The 19,059-nt window shown below is 67.7% G+C and carries 19 protein-coding genes and 1 pseudogene; 14 read left to right on the top strand and 6 right to left on the bottom strand.

Annotation, left to right across the window (positions count from 1 at the left end):
* Positions 1-42: 42 nt before the first annotated feature.
* Genes AC3WQZ_RS02175 through AC3WQZ_RS02150 form a run of 6 tightly spaced genes read left to right on the top strand, consistent with a single transcriptional unit; the run spans position 43 to position 4,905 of the window.
* Positions 43-801: an amino acid ABC transporter permease gene (locus AC3WQZ_RS02175; RefSeq protein ID WP_010810284.1), complete on the top strand. Its 759-nt coding sequence runs from the start codon at positions 43-45 to the stop codon at positions 799-801.
* On the top strand, positions 798-1,448 hold the full coding sequence (locus AC3WQZ_RS02170) for an amino acid ABC transporter permease (protein WP_010810285.1): 651 nt from the start codon (positions 798-800) through the stop codon (positions 1,446-1,448). Before AC3WQZ_RS02175 ends, AC3WQZ_RS02170 begins: the two co-directional genes overlap by 4 nt.
* Positions 1,435-2,169 carry an amino acid ABC transporter ATP-binding protein gene (locus tag AC3WQZ_RS02165; protein ID WP_010810286.1) on the top strand — a complete coding sequence of 245 codons (735 nt, stop codon included), beginning with the start codon at positions 1,435-1,437 and terminating at the stop codon, positions 2,167-2,169. The genes AC3WQZ_RS02170 and AC3WQZ_RS02165 overlap by 14 nt, the downstream gene beginning before the upstream one ends.
* On the top strand, positions 2,166-2,954 hold the full coding sequence (locus tag AC3WQZ_RS02160; RefSeq protein WP_010810287.1) for a sugar phosphate isomerase/epimerase family protein: 789 nt from the start codon (positions 2,166-2,168) through the stop codon (positions 2,952-2,954). Before AC3WQZ_RS02165 ends, AC3WQZ_RS02160 begins: the two co-directional genes overlap by 4 nt.
* Positions 2,951-3,895, top strand: a complete 945-nt coding sequence (locus AC3WQZ_RS02155) for a sugar kinase (protein ID WP_010810288.1) — start codon at positions 2,951-2,953, stop codon at positions 3,893-3,895. Before AC3WQZ_RS02160 ends, AC3WQZ_RS02155 begins: the two co-directional genes overlap by 4 nt.
* Positions 3,896-3,915: 20 nt before the next feature.
* Positions 3,916-4,905, top strand: a complete 990-nt coding sequence (locus tag AC3WQZ_RS02150; protein WP_492299965.1) for a 2-hydroxyacid dehydrogenase — start codon at positions 3,916-3,918, stop codon at positions 4,903-4,905.
* A 15-nt stretch (positions 4,906-4,920) separates the two neighbouring features.
* On the opposite strand, the gene AC3WQZ_RS02145 is transcribed toward AC3WQZ_RS02150, so the two are convergent.
* Entirely contained in the window at positions 4,921-5,883 is a 963-nt protein-coding gene (locus tag AC3WQZ_RS02145; protein ID WP_492299963.1) for a tripartite tricarboxylate transporter substrate binding protein, read from the bottom strand.
* Between the two features lie 78 nt (positions 5,884-5,961).
* Here AC3WQZ_RS02145 and AC3WQZ_RS02140 point away from each other — a divergent pair.
* Positions 5,962-6,146: pseudogene (locus AC3WQZ_RS02140) on the top strand (biotin carboxylase N-terminal domain-containing protein); the annotation flags it as partial.
* Positions 6,147-6,304: 158 nt separating this feature from the next.
* Here AC3WQZ_RS02140 and AC3WQZ_RS02135 read toward each other — a convergent pair.
* Positions 6,305-6,805 carry a DUF6496 domain-containing protein gene (locus tag AC3WQZ_RS02135; protein WP_439670026.1) on the bottom strand — a complete coding sequence of 167 codons (501 nt, stop codon included), beginning with the start codon at positions 6,803-6,805 and terminating at the stop codon, positions 6,305-6,307.
* A gap of 224 nt (positions 6,806-7,029) precedes the next feature.
* A complete protein-coding gene (locus AC3WQZ_RS02130; protein ID WP_010810292.1) occupies positions 7,030-7,932 on the bottom strand; it encodes a LysR family transcriptional regulator in 903 nt (300 codons plus the stop codon).
* A 257-nt stretch (positions 7,933-8,189) separates the two neighbouring features.
* Between AC3WQZ_RS02130 and AC3WQZ_RS02125 the strand changes: the two genes are divergently transcribed.
* From AC3WQZ_RS02125 to AC3WQZ_RS02110, 4 genes are all read left to right on the top strand, one after another.
* On the top strand, positions 8,190-9,365 hold the full coding sequence (locus AC3WQZ_RS02125; RefSeq protein ID WP_492300039.1) for an alpha-hydroxy acid oxidase: 1,176 nt from the start codon (positions 8,190-8,192) through the stop codon (positions 9,363-9,365).
* On the top strand, positions 9,362-10,042 hold the full coding sequence (locus AC3WQZ_RS02120) for an RraA family protein (protein WP_492299961.1): 681 nt from the start codon (positions 9,362-9,364) through the stop codon (positions 10,040-10,042). The genes AC3WQZ_RS02125 and AC3WQZ_RS02120 overlap by 4 nt, the downstream gene beginning before the upstream one ends.
* Positions 10,039-11,121, top strand: coding sequence for a hydroxyacid dehydrogenase (locus AC3WQZ_RS02115; protein WP_010810295.1), 1,083 nt, complete (start codon positions 10,039-10,041; stop codon positions 11,119-11,121). The genes AC3WQZ_RS02120 and AC3WQZ_RS02115 overlap by 4 nt, the downstream gene beginning before the upstream one ends.
* Positions 11,122-11,191: 70 nt before the next feature.
* Positions 11,192-12,196: a tripartite tricarboxylate transporter substrate binding protein gene (locus tag AC3WQZ_RS02110; RefSeq protein ID WP_010810296.1), complete on the top strand. Its 1,005-nt coding sequence runs from the start codon at positions 11,192-11,194 to the stop codon at positions 12,194-12,196.
* A 517-nt stretch (positions 12,197-12,713) separates the two neighbouring features.
* Here the strand turns inward: AC3WQZ_RS02110 and AC3WQZ_RS02105 are convergent.
* Positions 12,714-13,718, bottom strand: coding sequence for a tripartite tricarboxylate transporter substrate-binding protein (locus AC3WQZ_RS02105; protein WP_010810297.1), 1,005 nt, complete (start codon positions 13,716-13,718; stop codon positions 12,714-12,716).
* A gap of 482 nt (positions 13,719-14,200) precedes the next feature.
* On the opposite strand from AC3WQZ_RS02105, the gene AC3WQZ_RS02100 reads away from it, so the two are divergent.
* Genes AC3WQZ_RS02100 through AC3WQZ_RS02090 form a run of 3 tightly spaced genes read left to right on the top strand, consistent with a single transcriptional unit; the run spans position 14,201 to position 16,950 of the window.
* Entirely contained in the window at positions 14,201-15,196 is a 996-nt protein-coding gene (locus AC3WQZ_RS02100; RefSeq protein ID WP_454749669.1) for a Bug family tripartite tricarboxylate transporter substrate binding protein, read from the top strand.
* Positions 15,197-15,234: 38 nt separating this feature from the next.
* Complete coding sequence (locus tag AC3WQZ_RS02095; RefSeq protein ID WP_492299959.1) at positions 15,235-16,590, top strand: acyclic terpene utilization AtuA family protein; 1,356 nt, start codon at positions 15,235-15,237, stop codon at positions 16,588-16,590.
* A 9-nt stretch (positions 16,591-16,599) separates the two neighbouring features.
* Positions 16,600-16,950, top strand: coding sequence for an AtuA-related protein (locus tag AC3WQZ_RS02090; protein WP_010810301.1), 351 nt, complete (start codon positions 16,600-16,602; stop codon positions 16,948-16,950).
* Between the two features lie 17 nt (positions 16,951-16,967).
* Here AC3WQZ_RS02090 and AC3WQZ_RS02085 read toward each other — a convergent pair whose 3' ends face one another.
* Both AC3WQZ_RS02085 and AC3WQZ_RS02080 read right to left on the bottom strand, forming a co-directional pair.
* Positions 16,968-17,786: an IclR family transcriptional regulator gene (locus tag AC3WQZ_RS02085; RefSeq protein WP_010810302.1), complete on the bottom strand. Its 819-nt coding sequence runs from the start codon at positions 17,784-17,786 to the stop codon at positions 16,968-16,970.
* A 41-nt stretch (positions 17,787-17,827) separates the two neighbouring features.
* The gene (locus tag AC3WQZ_RS02080; RefSeq protein ID WP_010810303.1) at positions 17,828-19,021 is read right to left on the bottom strand and encodes an acyl-CoA dehydrogenase family protein; all 1,194 of its coding nucleotides are present in this window, start codon (positions 19,019-19,021) and stop codon (positions 17,828-17,830) included.
* Positions 19,022-19,059 lie beyond the last annotated feature (38 nt).

The following is a 19,059-nucleotide window of genomic DNA, read 5'->3' as shown; positions in this document are numbered from 1 at the left end:
GAGGTTGCGCGCCGGCGCCAGCCGGCGTGCCAGGAGACCCCCATGAACTACCAATTCGAATGGACCCCGGTGCTGTCGCAGCTGGACCGCTTCGCGGAAGGCGCGGCGATGACGCTGGCGCTCAGCTTCGGCTCGATCCTGCTTGGCACCGTGGTCGGCACCGCCGGCGCGATTGCCGCCGCTTTTGGCGGCCCCTGGCTGCAGCGTGCGACCAGGGCATATGTCGAAGCCATCCGCAACACGCCCTTCCTGATCCAGCTCTTCATCATCTTCTTCGGCTTGCCAACCGTGGGCCTGCAGATCGATGCCGTCACCGCCGCGGTGATTGCCATGACCGTCAACCTCGGCGCCTACTCGACGGAAATCATCCGGGCCGGCCTGCAGGCAGTTCACCGCTCGCAACTCGAGGCCGCTGCCGCGCTGGGCATGACACGCTGGCAGCTGATCCGCCACGTCGCGCTGGTGCCGGCTTTCGAGAAGGTCTATCCGGCCCTGACCAGCCAGTTCACGCTGATGATGCTGACGTCGAGCGTGGTGTCGACGATCTCGGTGGAAGAGTTGACAGCGGTCGCCAGCCAGGTCGATTCGCAGACCTTCCGCACCTTCGAGAGCTACATCCTGGTCATGTTCGTCTATATCGGCCTGGCACTGATGCTGCGCGCCATATTCGGCCTGATCGGCAACCTCGTGTTCAAGCGGCGCCGCGTGGTGGCGCGCGCACGAAAGCTGGCCCGCACAGCCCGCATCGCGCCAATGGCGCAGGCGGAACTGACGGCAGCGGCTGCAGGGAGCGCGCAATGATCACCGAGTTCTCCTGGAATCATCTTGAAATCCTGCTGCTGGCAGCGCGCTGGACGCTGTGGGTGACCTTGCTCGCCTTCGTCGGCGGCACGCTGGCCGGCTTCCTGGTGGCGCTGGCACGTACCTCCAGAAGCCCGATGCTGCGCCTCGCCAGCACGGCCTATATCCAGGTCGTGCAAGGCACGCCGGTGCTGATCGTGCTGTTCCTGAGCTACTACGGACTCTCCGTGCTCGGGCTCAAGCTGTCGCCGATGGTCGCGGCCATGCTGGCGATGTCGATCTACGCCAGCGCCTATCTTGGCGAAATCTGGCGCGGCTGCATCGAGGCCGTGCCGCAAGGACAGTGGGAAGCCAGCGAAGCGCTCGCCCTCACCCGCTGGCAGCAGCTGCGCTACGTGGTGCTGCCGCAAGCCGTGCGGCTGGCCTTGCCGCCCACGGTGGGATTCTCGGTCCAGCTGGTCAAGAACACCTCGATCACTTCCATCATCGGCGTCATCGAACTGACCCGCGCCGGCCAGTTGATCAACAACGCGACCTTCCAGCCCTTCGCGGTCTTCGTCGTCGTCGCACTTATCTACTTCGCGCTCTGCTTCCCGCTGTCGGCGGCGGCGCGGCGCATGGAAAGGAGGCTCCATGTCAATCGTTGAAGCACAAGGCGTGCACAAGTCATATGGCGCTGTCGAAGTCCTGAAGGGCGTTTCGTTTGCGATCGAGCCGGGCCAGGTGGTCGCCATCATCGGCCGCAGCGGCTCCGGCAAGAGCACCATGCTGCGTTGCCTGAATGGCCTGGAGACGATCAACGCCGGCGACATCACCGTCGCCGGGCACAAGCTGGATCACGACCGCAAGCGCTTGCTCGACCTGCGCCGCGACGTGGGCATGGTGTTCCAGAGCTACAACCTGTTTCCGCACCTGACCGTGGGCGAGAACATCGCGCTGGCGCCGTCCATCGTGAAGAAGATGGCAGCCAGCAAGATCGACGGCATCGTCGACCAGGTGCTGACCCAGGTCGGCCTGCTCGACAAGAAGGACTGCTACCCCGAGCAGCTCTCGGGTGGCCAGCAACAGCGCGTGGCCATCGCCCGTTCGCTGGCGATGGAGCCCAAGGTGATGCTGTTCGACGAGGTCACCTCCGCGCTCGACCCCGAGCTGACAGCGGAAGTGCTTCGGGTCATGGAGAACCTCGCTGCCTCCGGCATGACCATGGTGCTGGTCACGCATGAAATGGAGTTCGCGCGCCGCATGGCGCATACCACCATCTTCATGCACCAGGGCAAGGTCCACGAGGCGGGGCCATCGAAGGCGCTGTTCGCGCAGCCGCGGACACCGGAACTGCAGCAATTCCTCGGCGCGGGAGCACTGAAATGAGCCATTGGCAAGCAGATGGTGCTTCGCGCCCGCCGGTGCTGATCTCGTTGACAGCCTATGGCGCCGACTTCGCCCTGCGCGACGGACAGGCCGCACTCGCGCGGATTGCCGCGGCAGCCGGCGCGGACGGCGTGGAATTCCGCGGCGAACTCCAGCGCGGGCACAAGGATGAAGTCATTGAACAGCGCGAGGTCGCCCGGCAGCATGGGCTGAGCGTGGTCTGGTCCAGCCCGGAAGGCCTCTGGAGCGAAGCCGGCAGCCTCGATGCCGCCGCGCTCGACCGTGCCTTCACGACCGCGCTGGCGCTCGGTGCGACCCGGGTCAAGATGTCGCTTGGCGGCTATCGGGAAGGCACGGCACTGGAAGCACTGCTTCCCTGGCTGCGGCACGATGGCATCGAACTCGTCGTGGAAAACGACCAGACCGCCCAGGCCGGCACCGTGCCGCCGCTGCGCGATTTCTTCGCGCGTATCACGGCGCTCGGCGAGAACGTGCCGATGACCTTCGACATGGGCAACTGGCACTGGACCGGCGAAGACCCGCTCGACGCCGCGCAGGTCTTCGGCGCCGGCGTCGGCTACGTGCACTGCAAAGGCGTGCAGCGCACGCCTGCCAAATGGATCGCGGTGCCGCTGGACCAGTCGGCGGCACCCTGGCGCAGCGTCTTGCGCCGCCTGCCCACGCACGTTGCGCGTGCGATCGAATTCCCGCTGCAAGGCGAAGACCTGGTGCAGGTCACGCGCCATCATGTCGAACTGCTGCGTTCGGTGGAGGTCCCCGCATGAGCACCGATCTTGACGTGGTCACGCTGGGCGAGGCGATGCTGATGCTGGTCGCCGGCGAAGCCGGGCCGCTCGAAGGCGCGCAGACCTTCCACAAGCGCACCGCCGGTGCCGAGACCAATGTGGCCATCGGCCTGTCGCGCCTGGGCCTGAAGGTTGGCTGGGCCAGCCGGCTGGGCGACGACTCGATGGCCCGCTACCTGCTCGGCGAAATGCAGCGCGAAGGCGTGGATTGCAGCCAGGTCGTGTGCGAGCCCGGTGAGCGCACCGGTTTCCAGTTCAAGGGCCGGGTCGACGACGGCAGCGATCCCCCCGTCGAATACCACCGCCGCGGCTCGGCGGCGAGCCGCATGAACCCGGAGCACCTGGACGGCAGGTGGCTGCGGCGCTCGCGGCACCTGCACGTCACCGGCGTGTTCCCCGCGCTGGCCGCAGGCACGCAGGCCGCCACGCGCCAGGCCATCGCCACCATGCAGGCCGCCGGCCGCACGATCTCATTCGATCCCAACCTGCGGCCCACGCTGTGGGCCTCGCCCGAGTTGATGCGGGAGACGCTGAACGACCTGGCGCAGCAGTGCGACTGGGTGCTGCCCGGCATCGAAGAGGGCCGCTTCCTCACCGGCCACGCCGAGCCGGAACGCATTGCCGCCTTCTACCGTGCCCGCGGCGCCAGGCTGGTGGTGGTGAAGCTGGGCGCCGACGGCGCCTACTTCGATGGCGAGGCCGGCACCGGCCATGTCGAGGCATTCAGCGTCGAGCATGTTGTCGATACCGTTGGCGCCGGCGATGGCTTTGCCGTCGGCGTGATCAGCGCGCTGCTGGAGGGCCGGCCAGTGCGCGACGCCGTCCGGCGCGGCGCCTGGATCGGCGCCCGCGCGGTGCAGGTGCGCGGCGATACCGAAGGCCTGCCGACCCATGCCCAGCTGGCGGCCGCCAGTTTGTGAAGCCACTGCAAGGATTACCGATGCGCAAGAATGTCCTGGTGTTCCGCCCGATTCCTGATGACCTGCTCGCCAGGATCGAATCGGAGCACGATGTGATCGTGGCCGACCCGCGCCAGCCGGCACAACTGCCGGCCTTCCACGCCGCGCTGGCCAATGCTCATGGCCTGATCGGCTCAAGCGTGAAGCTGGGCGCGGCGGAGCTGGCCGAAGCGGGCCAGTTGGAGGTGATCTCGAGTATTTCGGTCGGAGTCGACAACTACGACCTCCCCTGCCTGCACCGGCGCGGCATCACCCTGTGCCATACGCCCGGCGTACTCACCGAGACCACCGCCGACACTGTCTTCGCGCTCATCATGGCCACGAGCCGCCGCCTGGTCGAGCTTGCGGCGCATGTGCGCGAAGGCCGCTGGGCCGCCAACATCGGAGAGGGCCTGTTCGGCTGGGACGTGCACGGCAAGACCCTGGCGATCCTGGGCTTCGGACGCATCGGCCAGGCCGTGGCGCGACGCGCGGCGCTCGGCTTCGGCATGGGGGTGCTCTACGTCAACGAGACCGCGGCGGAACCGCGTGACCTGGTGGGACGCGCCACCCGGACGGATCTCGACGATGCCTTGCAGCGAGCCGATATCGTCGCCGTCACGCTGCCCCTGACCGACAGCACGCGTGGCCTGATGGGCCGGCGCGAGTTCGCGCTGATGAAGCCGGGCGCCATCTTCGTCAACGGCGCCCGCGGCCAGATCGTGCAGGAAGACGCGCTGCTCGCGGCGCTCGAAAGCGGCCACCTGCGCGCGGCCGGGCTGGACGTCTTCGCCACCGAGCCCCTGCCGCAGGATTCACCGCTGCGCAGCCATCCCAGGGTGACAGCCCTGCCCCATATCGGCTCGGCCACGCATGAGACCCGGCGCGCCATGGCCGAACTCGCCACGCGCAACCTGCTGGATACGCTCGCCGGGCGGCAGCCCGCCGCGCGCTTCGACCTCGCGGCCTTTGCCGCCCGGGCAGCCGCCTGATACGGACACGCTGCCTCACTTCCGCAGGTTGGTCCTGGCCACCAGTACCTTCATCACCGCGTTGTCTGCCGCGATCATCGCCTTGAAGGTCGCCGCGTCGGCATAGGCAATCCCAAGGTTCTGCCGGCCCAGCGCCGCCACGAAGACAGGGTCCGCCACCGCCTTGCGGCTGGCGGCCGCGAGGGTTTCGAGCACTTCAGGTGGCGTGCCCCTGGGCGCGGCCAGTCCGCGCCATGTGCCGATCGAGAGGTCGATACCGCGCTCACGCAGCGTCGGAACGTTCTCGAAGCCCCTGACACGCTGCCCGGCCATCACCGCGAGCGTCTTCACCTTGCCTGCGGCCACATAGGCCGATACTTCGGCCGGACTGACGGCCACCGCGTCGATATGCCCGCCCATCAACGCCACCAGGGCCGGCGCCGCACCGGAGAACGGCACATGATTGAATTTGACGTGCGCCTTGTCCTCCAGCGCCGTCGCCGCCAGGTGCCAGATCGAGCCCGGGCCGGAATTCCCGACCTGCACCTCCCCCGGGTGCGCCGCGGCGAATGCCAGGAACGCCTCGATGGTGTTCCAGCGCGAGTCGGCCTTGACCGTGATCGCCGACGGATCGGCATTCAGGCGCGCGATCGGCACCAGCTCGGCGGCGTCGAGGGTGGTCGGTCCGAGATGCGGGACGATCACGGCTTCCGCGATGATGATGCCGAGCTTGTAGCCATCGGGCCTGGCGCGGGCCACTTCCGTCATGCCGATGGCGCCGCTGGCACCTGGCTTGTTCACCACGGTCAGCGGCTGCGGCAGGTACTTTCGCATGGCTTCGCTGAAGGCCCGCGCAACCGTGTCGGTACCACCGCCCGCCGTGCTTGGCACCACGAGTTCGACAGGATGATCCGGGTAGGGAGCCGCGGGCGCATGGCCGACGGCGGCAAGCGAGGCCAGCAGGGCGGCCATGTGAAACAGCTTGCGGGGCAATTGCATCTGTGGCTCTCGATTCAGGGGGCGGAAAAGTTGATTCCGTGGGGGGAAGCTTCGGACACACGACGTGAAAGACCCTCGCATCCCGGCTATGGGTTCTTGCCCGAGAGCGCGGATTCTGCCGAAGTCGTTGAAAGGGACAGGTTGGTATTCATCGGGCCTGGCGCGGCCTCGATCCGGCGCATGGGTGACAAGGTCAGCGCCAAACGCGCATGATCGAAGCCGGTGTCCCCGGCGTTCCGCGCTCCGAGGGCGCACTGACAGATTCTACGCCAGGCCCCCTGGCGGAAAAGACCTACGCGAACAGCACAGTCGAAGCCGGCGAGAGCGTGGCTTGCTTACCTCCATGTCGGTTCAGTGCTGTGAACGCCGAGGAGCGCGGCGTGCCAGGCGCGCAGCTTGTCGACAGCGGTACGCCGGTTCGCTAACGCGCTGACTCCTTTCTTGCCGCACGCGTGCGAGCAGCCTTGCGGGCCGCTTCGGAGCGACCGGCAGCACCCTTGGTGCTCGCCGCCTTCTTCGCCGCAGCCGAGCGATCGGTCGCAGTGCGCTTGCTTGCCGCGCTCTTTGCCTGGGCGGACAGCGCCTTGGCAGAAGCGCCGGCGGTGCTCTCGCGCTTGAGTGCCTTGAGCGCAGCCTGGGAGCGCTTGGCCGTGCTTTCTGAACTCGCGCGGCGCGGCGCAGCCTTGGCGGCGGCGGACTTGGTTTCCGCCTTGGTCGCGCCCTTCTTCGGCGGTACCTCGACGCCGGCGCGGCGCGCCTCCGACAAACCGATCGCTATGGCCTGCTTGGCCGAGCGCACGCCGTGCTTACCCTTTCGCACGGCTTCGATCTCGTCGTGAACGAAATGGCCGGCCTGGGTGGTCGGCGACTTGCCTGCTCTCTTGTCTGCCCTGGCTTGGGCTATGCTCGATGCCCTTGGCATGGTCGTCTCCATGACGGCCGCGGTCATCCGGCACGGGCCATGGCAGATGCAATGTCCGCGGCGCTGTTCAGGGCCCGCCATCTGCCGGCGGGTTAAAAAAATCCCTCGCAAATGTCGTTCCAGGCGTGCAACTGGCGCGCCACTGCCACTCATAGAGGCGACGGTTGTACTGCCGCGTGCGAAATCTGCACACCTTGGGCCAAATCTACCCTGCGAGACGCGGTCTACACCAGGCAACGCGGCGCCTGGAATTCGATCACGTCCTTGATGACATCGCGCATCTCCGTGATCAGCAGGCGCGCGTCGTCGCGACGCCATTGCACGACATAGTGCAGCGGTTCCAGCGCGCCGCCCTTCTTCAGGATCTGCAACACCCCGCGCGCTTCCAGCGCTTCGGCCCACTGCCTTGGCATGAAGGCGAAACCCAGCCCCTCCGCCACCATGCCGACCACAGCGCCCCAGCTGTTGCACACCAGGCGACGGTTGACCGCCATGCCACGGGTGGCCAGCCACTGGTCGAGCACCCGGGTGCCGCCCGCGCCGACCGGCAGGGACAGCAGCAATTGCTCCGCCATCAGCCGCCGGGGATCGTCGGTGCCGGTCTGGTCGATAAAAGACTCGCTCGCGACCCAGACAAAGTCGACCTGCGCGATCCGCTCCGACGCGAGGCTGCTGCGCGATGACGGCCCGGCGATCACCGCGAGGTCGAGTTCGCCATCTTCCAGGCGCTGCTCCAGCACCTGACCGATATCGACGTAGGGCTCGAGCTGAAGCTCGGGGTGCCGGATGGCCGTCTGCCGTACCAGCCGGGGCAGCCAGGTCAGGCCGCTCAGTTCGCCCAGGCCCACGCGGCAACGGCCTTGCAGGCCACGGCTCTGCCCTGCTGACTGCTGCAACTCGGCCGCGACCCGCAGCAATTCGCGGATGCGCGGCAGCATCTGCTCGCCCTGCGCCGTCAGTTCGGCGCGGCGGCCGCTTCGGTCGAACAGCTGCACGCCGAGGGAGGTTTCAAGCTCGGCCACCCGCTTGGACAGCGAAGACACGGACAGATGGCAGCGGTCGGCGGCTACCGAGAAGTTGAGGCAGGTCGCGGCCCAGTAAAAGGCTTCCAGTTGCTTGAGGGTCATGGGATCCGCGCCGCGGGCGGCGATTATTAGTTTCCTAAAAGCGAAATTATAGCTTCGTTATTTTTCGCTTTTATCGATTCCCTGCGGTTGCTAGATTGAAGCCTCGTCGTCGCCTTGGCCCCCTATCGATCATGTCAGCTCTTCATGCCCCTGCTGCAGAAAACGCCGCTGACCGCGCCACAGATGCCGTCGGCACCGCTTCCGCGCCGCGCGTGACGACTGCAAGCGCAAGCGGCGCAGGTACCTTGCGCCGCCAAGTGCTTTCGCTGAACGACCTTGAACCGCTCGCCCGCCGCCGCCTGCCCCGGCCGCTGTACGCCTACGTCAGCGGTGCGGTGGAGGACAGCGTCTCGCTGGCGGAGAATCGCCGCGCCTTCACCGAGATCGCGTTGCGGCCACGCGTGCTTGCCGGCGTGACCACGCGCGAACTGGACTTCGAGCTGTTCGGCAGGCGCTATGCCGCCCCCTTCGGCGTTGCACCCATGGGCATCGCCGCGTTGTTCGCTTACCGCGGCGATATCGTGCTCGCGCAGGCCGCGCAGCAGGCCGCGGTGCCGGCGATCATGAGCGGTTCATCGCTGATCCGGCTGGAAGAAGTGATGGCAGCCGCGCCCGGCACCTGGTTCCAGGCCTACCTGCCCGGCGACGTGGCGCAGATCGACGGGCTGTTGTCGCGCGTCGAGGCGGCAGGCGTATCGACGCTGGTGATCACCGTCGATACGCCCGTTGCGGGCAATCGCGAGAACAACGTGCGCGCCGGCTTCTCGACACCGCTGCGGCCAAGCCTGCGCTTGGCATGGCAAGGCATCACGCATCCGCGCTGGCTGCTCGGCACTTTTGCGCGCACGCTGCTGCGGCACGGCATGCCGCACTTCGAGAACGCCTATGCGCACCGCGGCGCGCCTATCCTGTCATCGCGCGTGCTGCGCGACTTCTCCGACCGCGCGCATTTCACCTGGACGCACCTTGAAGCCATCCGCCGGCGCTGGCAAGGCACGCTGGTGGTCAAGGGCATCCTGACCGCGGAAGACGCCTTGCTGGCGCGTCGGCACGGTGTGGACGGGGTCATCGTTTCGAACCACGGCGGCCGGCAACTCGACGGCGCCATCGCGCCGCTGCGCGTCCTGCCTGAGATCGTGCACGCCGTGCCCGACCTGCCGGTGATGCTCGACAGCGGCGTATGCCGCGGCACCGACGTAATCAAGGCGCTCGCGCTCGGCGCGCGTTGCGTCTTTGTCGGCCGGCCGTTCGCCTATGCGGCGACGGTCGGGTCCACCCCCGGCGTGGCGCACGCCATCGACTTGTTGCAGGCCGAGATCTCGCGCGATATGGCAATGCTCGGCCTGACCCGGCTGGCAGACATCGGCCCTGCCTGCATCCGGCCTGCCGCTTCACTACCCCACATGCCCCCTCACCCGGAGACTTATCGATGAGCACGCTTCACGGCTTTCGCATCCACCCCAAGCCGGCGCCGACTGCCAGCAACGCGCTGCTGGAACGCTACCGCAGCTTCCCGGTGGCCAATGTCAGCGACGCAATGTGCCGCACCGTCGGCACCACGCGGCTGCGGCCCTATCACCGGCGCGATGGCGTCATGGCCGGCCGCGCCCTCACCGTGCGCACGCGCCCGGGCGACAACCTGATGGTGCACAAGGCCCTCGACCTCTGCGGACCCGGCGATGTGATCGTCGTCGATGCCGGCGGCGCCGGTCCCAATGCCATCATCGGCGAGATCATGCTGGCGCTGGCGATCGCGCGCGGCGCAGCGGGCTTCGTCATCGACGGCCTGATCCGCGACAGCGATACGATCGGCAAGGAGACGTTGCCCGTGTATGCGCGCGGGGTCTCGCACCGCGGTCCTTACAAGGACGGTCCCGGCGAATTGCATGTGCCCGTCTGCATCGACGGCATGGTGGTGCGCCCCGGCGACCTGGTGCTGGGCGATGGCGACGGCCTGCTGGTCGTTGCGGCCGAGGATGCCGAGGAAATCGCCGCGCGCGTGGAGAACGTACAACGCTCCGAAGCAGCGGTGCTCGAGTCGATCGCGCAAGGCCGCGCCGATCGGAGCTGGGTCGAGCGCACGCTGCGCGAAAAGGGGGTGGTCGTATGAACGCGCCCGTCCTGCTGATGCCTGCCGCCGGCACGGTGGTCCGTTTCGACCACTGGCTGGACGCAGCCTTTGACCGCATCATTACGGCCACGCCAGGCCTGACGCTGCACACCTGCGCCCGCAAAGGCGCCGACGCGGCCGCCTGGGACCGGCTGTCCGGCGCCCATGTCTACCAGATCTCGGCCGCCAAGGACGAGATCCCGCGCCGCTGGTTCGCCGACGCCGCGCTGCTGGCGCGCTGCCCGAACCTGCTGGCGGTGTCGTCCAGCGGCTCCGGCTGCGACACCATCGACATCGATGCCTGCACCGAGGCCGGCGTCGCGGTGCTCAACCAGGCCGGCGGCAACGCCGACTCGGTGGCGGAGATGACGCTGGGCCTGATGCTCGCGGTACTGCGCCGCATCGCCGAATCCGACCGCAGCCTGCGCGCGCACAACTGCGAGAGCCGTGAGGACCTGATGGGCCACGAACTGCGCGGCCGCACGCTCGGCCTGGTCGGCGTGGGCCACGCGGGCCGCCGCGTCGCCGCACTCGGCCGCGCCTTGGGCATGCGCGTGATCGGGTGCGACCCGGCGCTGGATGCGGCGGAGCTGTCCGCACGCGGCGCACAGGCCGTGTCCTTCGAGGAATTGCTGCGCAGTGCCGACATCGTCTCGCTGCATTGCCCGCGCGATGCCACCACGCTGCGCATGATGGATGGCGCCGCCTTTGCCGCGATGCGGCCGGGCAGCATCTTCGTCAGCACCGCGCGCGGCGGCATCCACGATGAGGGCGCGCTGCATGCGGCGCTGGCCAGCGGCCATCTTGCCGGCGCCGGTCTGGACGTGTGGGACCAGGAGCCGCCACCACGCGCCCACCCCTTGCTCGCGCTGGACAACGTCGTCGCCACCTTCCACACCGCTGGCGTTACTCACGAGGCACGGCGCAGGAACGCCGAACTGGCCGCCACTCAAATCGTCACGCTGCTGACCAGTGGCGAGCGGCCCGAGCGGCTGGTCAATCCCGAAGTCTGGCCGCGAGCGCGCCTGCGCATTGCGGCGGTGATGCAGGCTGCCGCCCTGTCATCGGTCACACCTTAGCCCGCAATTCCGCAGACTATTCTTTACACATAACACGCTGGCATACCAGACCGGCGAGGAGACACCAACCATGCACCCGACCCAAGACCAATGGCGCCGGCGCTTTCCCCTTCGCCTGGCCGGCGCGCTCGCGCTGGCCTGCGGCCTCGCCGCCGCGACCGGCGCACAGGCAGAGGCGCCCTATCCCAACCGCCCTATCCAGATGATCGTGGCCTACGGTCCCGGGGGCGGGACGGACCTGGTGGCACGGTTGCTGGCCCGCCACCTCGAGAAGCAACTCGGCGGCGCCACGGTGGTGGTACAGAACAAGCCCGGCGCGGGCGGCGCCATCGGCTTCGCCGAACTGGCACGGTCCGCGCCGGACGGCTACACCATCGGCTTTATCAATACGCCGAACCTGCTGACCATTCCCATCGAGCGCAAGACCACCTTCACCTGGCGCAGCTTCGACCTGATCGGCAACCTGGTCGACGATCCGGGCGGCTTCACGGTGCACAACAGCAACGGCATCGACTCGCTGGCCGCGCTGATCCGCCATGCCAAGGCGCATCCGGGGGAGGTGTCAGTCGGCACCACCGGCGTCGGCTCGGACGACCACCTCGCCATGCTGCTGTTCGAGAGGGCCGCGGGCGTCAAGCTCACCCATGTCGGCTACAAGGGCGCAGGCGACGTGCGTGCGGCGCTGGTCGGGCAGCAGCTCACCATCGGGGCCATTAACGTGGGCGAAGCGCTGCAGTACCAGAAAGGCGGCTCGCCGATCAAGTTCCTTGGCCAAATGGGCGCAACACGGGCAACGCTGGCCCCGAACGTGCCCACCTTCCGCGAACAGGGCTTCGACATTGAGCTGGCTTCGCTGCGCGGCCTGGCGGCGCCCAAGGGCCTGCCTGAGCCGGTCAGGAAGAAACTGGTGGAGGCGATGGCGCGCGTGGTCGCGGATCCGCAGTTCCGCCAGCAGGCCGAAGCGATGTATGCGCCGTTGCACTATCTGGCGCCGGCCGCCTACAGCGCGGAGCTGGAGCGCGGGGAGACGGGCTTCCGTCAGCTGTGGAAAGAGATGCCGTGGCAGGAGAACTGAGCTTTGCTGCAAACGCTGGGGGTTCCTCGCCGATCAGGTTCTCCGCCGGAATCTCCAGGCTACGACTGGCTGCCCGAGCAAGGCGCCGAGCTTGTTCGACACGATGCGCGCCACCATGTCGGTGCTGCCGCCGGCGGCGAAGCGTACGACCAGGCGGACGGGATGGTCAGGATAAGCAGCCTAGGCGTGCGCGCTGAACGAAATGAGCGCACCGATCCCTACTTGAGCAAGCAAGCGTTTCATGTCTCTTCCACGAAGATAGTTTTGATTGGGTGGCGCATTGCGCGTCGACACCCTTTGAAACGATGGTAGCGAGCAACCGTGGCGACGGTGAAATAGAAAATTCCGCTGCTGCTATCAAGGGGCGGCATGCCTGGGGCTTCTACTGCGGTGTTAACCCGAAGCTTGCTCCGCGGGCGCCGCGTAAGCGCAAGTACGCCGCGCAGCCATCGTCGCGCGGCGTACATTCAGGGTGCAACGGAACGCAAGCGCTGGCGCGCTTGCCGCCTGCAGGATGTCAGTCGGCCTCCACCTTCATCGTCTTCAGCAGCGGCTGCCACTTGTCGCTTTCCGACTTGAGCCAGGTGCGCAGCCCTTCCGGCGTCTGCTTGTCTACCGGCACAACCTCCGCACCCAGGTCGTCAAGCCGCTTGGCCACGGCGGGATCCTTCAGTGCCTGCTGCAGCGCCCTGGTCAGCCTGGCAGTGACCTCGGGCGGCGTGCCCTTGGGCGCATAGATCCCGTGCCACACCTTCATCGAGAAGCCCTTCAGGCCGCCTTCCTGCAGCGTCGGCGCATTGGGCAGTGCCTTGATGCGGCTAGGCGTCGTCACGCCATACAGCTTGACGCGGTTGGCGTTGATATGCGGCAGCGTCGAGGTGGTCTGGTCGCACAGCAGGTCCACCTGCCCGCCCAGCAATGCCGTCAGCGCGGGGCCGGTGCCCTGGTAGGGAATGGAAGTCATCTTGACCTTGACTGCCTCCTCGAACAGCAGGCCGCATAGCTGCGAAACCGCGCCAAGGCCGGCATTGGCCAGCGAGACCTTCTCCTTGTTCTGCGAGACATACTTGATCAGCTCCGCCGCGTTGGCCGGCGGCAGGTCCTTGCGGCCCAGCAGCGTCATCGGCACATCCGCCACCTGCCCGATGTACTCGAAGTCCTTCATCGGGCTGTAGGAGAGCTTCTTGTACAGCGCCGGCGCCGTTGCCATGCCATTGTGGTGGATCAGGATGGTGTAGCCGTCGGGCTGCGCCCGCGCCACGAATGCGGCCGCCACCGTGCCGCCGGCGCCGAGCTTGTTCTCCACGACAACGCTCTGTCCCAGATCCTTCGACATGGCCTGGCCAAGGGCCCGCGACACCACATCGGTCGGGCCGCCGGCCGAGAACGGCACCACCAGCGTGATGGGCTTGGACGGATAGGCATCCGCTGCCAGCGCCCCCGCGGAAAACGCCAGTCCAAGCGCTCCGCACGTGATCCACTTCATACCGGCCAGCGTGGCCTTGCCCGCTTGAACGCACATATCACCGTCTCCATGTCGCCGGCACGCTGACTGTGTCGCGCCGATCGGTTTATCAAACAGCGCTAGAGTGCGAGATAGCGGCACCGAAGGACAATCCGGATTTATCGAACGGGCCATACGGCCAGGCCGAACGCACGCCAGCCGACCACCCGGTCGGGAACTTCTGCCCGAAGTCGCAGGTCTCCCGGGCCAGCATGGCGATGGACGACACAAGCTTGCTGCGCTGGTCACTCTTGCAGATGGCGGCATCCGCCCGCCACCATGGTGCATCTTCCGGCGCAGGTCGAGGCTTCATGTTCAGCTCTCCATCGCCACGCGCCCACGGCACTGGTCCGCTTGAAATCGCCTGAAATTTTCAACCAATGAAAATATATGGCATTCGTTTGACGCTCGTTCGCTCCCCTCCCTAAGATCTCCCGCACAGAGTTTCCCTCAACGAAACCAGATGCGCGCGCACCGCCTCGCGCCCAGGAGACAACCCGATGCAGCGTCATTCCCGCCCGCGGCGTGCCATAGTTGCGGCGCTCGCCACCCTGCCTGCCTTGTGCGCCTGGTCCGCACCGGCCTGCGCGGCAGAGGCATTTCCTTCGCGTCCGATCCGGCTGGTGGTGCCCTTCACGCCCGGCGGCACCACTGACATCCTGGCGCGCCTGGTTGCGCAGAAGGCCGGCGAGGCGCTGGGCCAGCAGATCGTGGTCGACAACCGTCCGGGCGCGGGCGGCAACATCGGCGCTGAGGCCGTGGCGCGCAGTGCAGCTGACGGCTATACGCTGCTGATGGGCACGTTGGGCACGCAGGTGACCAACCAGTTCATTTACCCGCGCATGCCGTACGACAGCACCCGGGACTTCGTGCCCGTGACGCTGGTCGCCAATTCCCCCAACGTGCTGCTTGTCAACAGCACGCTGAACGCAAGGTCGGTGGGCGAACTGGTGACGCTGGCCAGGCGCGAGCCGGGCAAGATCAACTATGCCTCGACCAGCACCGGCGGGTCGCCCCACCTGTCAGGCGAGTTGCTGAACATGATGGCGGGCGTCAGCATGCAGCACGTGCCGTACAAAGGGGCCGCCCCCGCCATGACGGACCTGCTCGCGGGCCAGGTCAACCTGATGTTCGACAACCTGCCGTCCGCGCTCGCACAGATCCAGGCTGGCAAGGTGACGGCGCTGGCGGTCACCAGTGCCAGGCGGGCCTCGGTGCTGCCTTCCGTGCCGACCGTGCGCGAGTCGGGGCTGCCGGGCTATGAAGTCAATTCCTGGTTCGGGCTGCTCGCGCCGGCCGGCACGCCGCCCGAGCGCGTGCGCCGGCTCCAGCAGGCGGTGGACAAGGTGCTGGCCACGCCCGACGTGCGCAAGCGCATCGAACAGCTTGGCGCCGAGCCGGGCGGCGAAGGCTCCGCCGCGTTCGCGGCGCAGATCAGGAGCGATACGGAAAAATGGTCGCGCGTGATCCAGACCGCCGGCATCAAGCCGCAATGACGCGGCTGGGCAGCGCCAACCCCTGACACAGGACAATCATGACCAAGACCAACACCCTTCGCATCGGCTCGGGATCGGGCTGGTGGGGCGACCGCGTCGAGCCGGCCGAGCGTTCGGCGCGCCTGGGCAAGCTCGACTACCTGTGCTTCGAGACCATGGCCGAGGCCACGGTATCCGCCGCGCAGGTGCGCAAGCGGCGCGACCCGGCCTTCGCCGGCTACGACACCTATCTCGACGAACGCATGCGCGCAGTGCTGCCCCCGTGCATCGCCAATGGCACGCGCATCATCAGCAACCAGGGCTGGATTCATCCGCTCGGCGCGGCCCGGCGCGTGGCCGAGCTCTGCGAGGAACTGGGCCTGCCCGGCGTCAGAATCGCCGCGGTCACCACCACGGACCTGACCGGGAGCATCTGCGAGCTGGATCTCACCCTGCTGGAAAGCGGCGCACCGGTTTCCTCGCTGCGTGAAACCCTGATCAGCGCCGAACCATACGAAGGCGCCGAACCGATCGTCGCCGCATTGCGCGCGGGCGCGCAGATCGTGATCACCGGGCGCGTGGCCGACCCGTCGCTGTTCCTCGCGCCGATGATCCATCATTTCGGCTGGTCGCCGGACGACGTGACTCGGCTTGCGCGCGGCAGCGCCATCGGCCATCTGCTCGAGTGCGGCGCGCAGGTGACGGGGGGATATTTCGGCGACCCCGGCTACAAGGATGTGCCGGAACCATGGAACCTGGCCTTCCCGATCGCCGAGGTGGAGGCCGACGGCAGCGCCGTGATCGGCAAGGTGGATGGCAGCGGCGGACGCATCGACCAGCAGACCGTCAAGGAGCAGATGTTCTACGAGGTCCACGACCCGCGCCGCTACATCACGCCGGACGTGGTGGTCGACTTCTCGACCGCGGTGCTCGAACAGGTAGGGCCGGACCGCGTGCGCATCAGCGGTGTGAGCGGGCAGCCGCGCACCGATACGCTCAAGGTGTCGCTGGGCTGCACCGAAGGGCATATCGGTGAAGACATGTTCTTCTACGCGGGGCCGGGTTGCCTGGAAAAGGCCAGGCTGGCCAAACGCATCCTCGAAGCGCGCTTTGCCATGGCAAGGTTGCAGGCGGATGAGGTGCGCATCGACTTCCTCGGCGTCAACGCCGTGCACGGCGCGGCCTCGCCCGAACCTGTCTGCGAGCCCAACGAAATCGCGGTCCGCGTCGCCGCGCGCACCCGCACGCGCGACGAAGCCGCCAAGGTTGGCCGCGAGATCGACAGCATGGCGGTCTGCGGCCTGGCCTCCACCGGCAAGCGCGTGCCGCACCAGGAGCGCACGCGCGAGATCATCGGCGTCTGGTCGGCGCTGGTGCCGCGCGCGTTGATCACCTCCCAGGTCCACTATCTCTGAGGATTCGCCATGCGTGTACCACTGCGACGTCTCGCACACAGCCGCTCCGGCGACAAGGGCAATACTTCGAACACGGCGGTCATCGCCTACGCGCCGGAGTTCTACCCGCATATCAAGGCACAGCTGACGGCACCCGCGTTCAAGGCGCTGTACGGCACGCTGATCACAGGCGCGGTCACGCGCCATGAAGTGGATGGACTGCAGGTGCTCAACTTCGTCGCGGAGGGCGCGCTCGGCGGCGGTGTGTCGCGCAGCCTCGCGATCGACAACTACGGCAAGGCGCTGGCCAGTGCCGTGCTGCGTTTCGAAGTCGAGATACCTGACGCGCTGGCCGGCCTGCTGCGCGGGCCGGCGTCATAGGCTCGCCGGGGTAGGCGTCAGCCACCGCCGGACTGGCGCCCCCTGGCACGCCGGCCGTCGGTGCATGCGTCGGCCCGCGGCGGTATCACGGTGCGCGTCCAGGCGCTGGTGATGCGTCGCGCCTCTTGCTTGAGCTTGCGTGCCAGCGCGGCCTCGCGCGAGCGGATACGCGCGCTCGTCGCCGCCACGCTCAAGGCACCGATCGGCCGGCCCTCATAGTCGAGAATCGGCACCGCAATGCCGCCCATGCCGTCGACCACCCAATCGAGAAACAGCACATGCCCGCGCGCCCGGGCTGCCTCGATTTCCGCGGCGATGCACGCGGCATCGAGCCGCGGGTGCTTGCCAAGCTTGCGCGTGGTCTGCTGCAGCCGGCGCGCGCGCTCGGGCGCGGGCAGCCATGCCAGCACCGCCAGGCTGCCGGCGCCCACGCCGAGCGGCCGGCGCGTGCCGACCGTCACGTAGTTCGCCCGTATCGCATACGTGCCGGGTTCCAGGTCGGTGCACACCGCCTCGCCACGGCTGGCCTCGGTCAGCACGGCGGTATCCTCGAACGCCTCCACCAGCCGTTCCAGCGCCGGACGCGCCAGCTTGCGCAAGTCCACGCGCCGCTGCGCCACGTCTGCCAGCTGGAAGATCTCGGGCCCGATGCCGTAGCGGCGCGCCTGGTCGCGCGTGGCGAACCCCTCCTGCACCAGCAGGTCGAGCATGCGCGAAGCCGTGGCCGGATCGAGCCCGGTGGCGCGCGCCACGTCGCTCATGCGGCGCACTTCCGGATCGGACAGCGCGCGCAGCACGGCCAGGGCGCGCTGGATCGGGGATGGGCGCGATGGCACCTGCCGGGCCCCCTCAGGCAGGCCCGGCGCCAGGGCGGCGCTCAGCCATGATGCGATGCTGCCAGGGTATCGCGCTTGATCTTCTTTGCCAGCGACCACTTGTGGACTTCGGTCGGGCCGTCGTAGATGCGAAACGCACGCACTTCACGGAAGACCTGTTCGACAATGGTGTCGCGCGACACGCCCATGCCGCCGAGGATCTGCACGCAGCGGTCGGCCACGCGGAACAAGGCATCGGACACGGCCACCTTGGCCATCGAACTCTCGGCGGTACCCAGGGAACCGCCGTCGAGCACCCCGGCGCACCAGTCGATCATCAGTGCGGCCTGCTGCAGGTCGATCAGGTTCTCGGCGAGCATGAAGCCCACGCCCTCGTGGTCGATCAGCAGCTTGCCGAAAGCCTTGCGCGTGGTGGCGTAGGCGCGCGCGATCTCGTCGGCACGCGCCACACCCCCGAACCAGCGCATGCAATGCGACAGCCGCGCCGGCGACAAGCGAACCTGCGCATAACGGAAGCCCTCGTCCACCTCGCCCAGCACCTGGTCCTGCGGCACGCGCAGGCCGTCGATCAGGACCTGCGCATGTCCGCCCGGCATGGAACTGTCGATGGTGTCGAGCAGGCGTTCGATGCGGATCGCCGGATGCGGCAGGTCGACCAGGAACATGGTGGCCTGCGCGCGCTCACCATCGCCGGTGCGCGCCATCAGGATGCCGGCGCTGGCCCCTTCGGCTCCGGTGATGAACTTCTTGCGGCCGCGGATCACCCATTCGTCGCCGTCCCTGACCGCGGTGGTCTGGAGCATCGACGGATCGGAACCGGCCCCGCCTTCTTCCGCCGGTTCGGTCATGAAGAATGCGGAGCGGGCCTCGCCGCTGACCAGCGGTGCAAGGAAGCGCTGCTGCTGTGCCTCCGTGGCGACCTTGCCCAGCAGGAACATATTCCCCTCGTCCGGGGCCATGGTGTTGACCGCGACCGGCCCGAGGGGCGACAAGCCCGAGCGCTTGAGCACGGCCGCGGTTTCGAGCTGGGTCAGGTGAGAGCCGTCGGGCAGGATATGTGGCGTCATGACGCCGGCCGCGCGCGCCAGGTCGCGAAGCTCGGCGACCAGCCCGGCCGTCGGGCCATGGGCTTCGCAGCGCACGTCGCGCTCATAGGGCACCACGACGTCGCGGACAAAGCGCTCGACGCGATCGGCAATGACACGGCTTCTTTCTGTGGGACAGGCGGTGAACATGGTGAGCCTCGTTGTCAGGACAGGATCAGATTGTAGGG

It is taken from the genome of Cupriavidus sp. FW305-26 (assembly GCF_058787975.1).
This window is presented reverse-complemented; position numbering and strand designations above follow the sequence as displayed.

Excerpts from the sequence above, each read along its gene's own strand:
- AC3WQZ_RS02175 (WP_010810284.1), top strand. The coding sequence starts at position 43 with ATGAACTACCAATTCGAATGGACCCCGGTGCTGTCGCAGCTGGACCGC.
- AC3WQZ_RS02170 (WP_010810285.1), top strand. The coding sequence starts at position 798 with ATGATCACCGAGTTCTCCTGGAATCATCTTGAAATCCTGCTGCTGGCA.
- AC3WQZ_RS02165 (WP_010810286.1), top strand. The coding sequence starts at position 1,435 with ATGTCAATCGTTGAAGCACAAGGCGTGCACAAGTCATATGGCGCTGTC.
- AC3WQZ_RS02160 (WP_010810287.1), top strand. The coding sequence starts at position 2,166 with ATGAGCCATTGGCAAGCAGATGGTGCTTCGCGCCCGCCGGTGCTGATC.
- AC3WQZ_RS02155 (WP_010810288.1), top strand. The coding sequence starts at position 2,951 with ATGAGCACCGATCTTGACGTGGTCACGCTGGGCGAGGCGATGCTGATG.
- AC3WQZ_RS02150 (WP_492299965.1), top strand. The coding sequence starts at position 3,916 with ATGCGCAAGAATGTCCTGGTGTTCCGCCCGATTCCTGATGACCTGCTC.
- AC3WQZ_RS02145 (WP_492299963.1), bottom strand. The coding sequence starts at position 5,883 with ATGCAATTGCCCCGCAAGCTGTTTCACATGGCCGCCCTGCTGGCCTCG.
- AC3WQZ_RS02135 (WP_439670026.1), bottom strand. The coding sequence starts at position 6,805 with ATGCCAAGGGCATCGAGCATAGCCCAAGCCAGGGCAGACAAGAGAGCA.
- AC3WQZ_RS02130 (WP_010810292.1), bottom strand. The coding sequence starts at position 7,932 with ATGACCCTCAAGCAACTGGAAGCCTTTTACTGGGCCGCGACCTGCCTC.
- AC3WQZ_RS02120 (WP_492299961.1), top strand. The coding sequence starts at position 9,362 with ATGAGCACGCTTCACGGCTTTCGCATCCACCCCAAGCCGGCGCCGACT.
- AC3WQZ_RS02115 (WP_010810295.1), top strand. The coding sequence starts at position 10,039 with ATGAACGCGCCCGTCCTGCTGATGCCTGCCGCCGGCACGGTGGTCCGT.
- AC3WQZ_RS02110 (WP_010810296.1), top strand. The coding sequence starts at position 11,192 with ATGCACCCGACCCAAGACCAATGGCGCCGGCGCTTTCCCCTTCGCCTG.
- AC3WQZ_RS02105 (WP_010810297.1), bottom strand. The coding sequence starts at position 13,718 with ATGTGCGTTCAAGCGGGCAAGGCCACGCTGGCCGGTATGAAGTGGATC.
- AC3WQZ_RS02100 (WP_454749669.1), top strand. The coding sequence starts at position 14,201 with ATGCAGCGTCATTCCCGCCCGCGGCGTGCCATAGTTGCGGCGCTCGCC.
- AC3WQZ_RS02095 (WP_492299959.1), top strand. The coding sequence starts at position 15,235 with ATGACCAAGACCAACACCCTTCGCATCGGCTCGGGATCGGGCTGGTGG.
- AC3WQZ_RS02090 (WP_010810301.1), top strand. The coding sequence starts at position 16,600 with ATGCGTGTACCACTGCGACGTCTCGCACACAGCCGCTCCGGCGACAAG.
- AC3WQZ_RS02080 (WP_010810303.1), bottom strand. The coding sequence starts at position 19,021 with ATGTTCACCGCCTGTCCCACAGAAAGAAGCCGTGTCATTGCCGATCGC.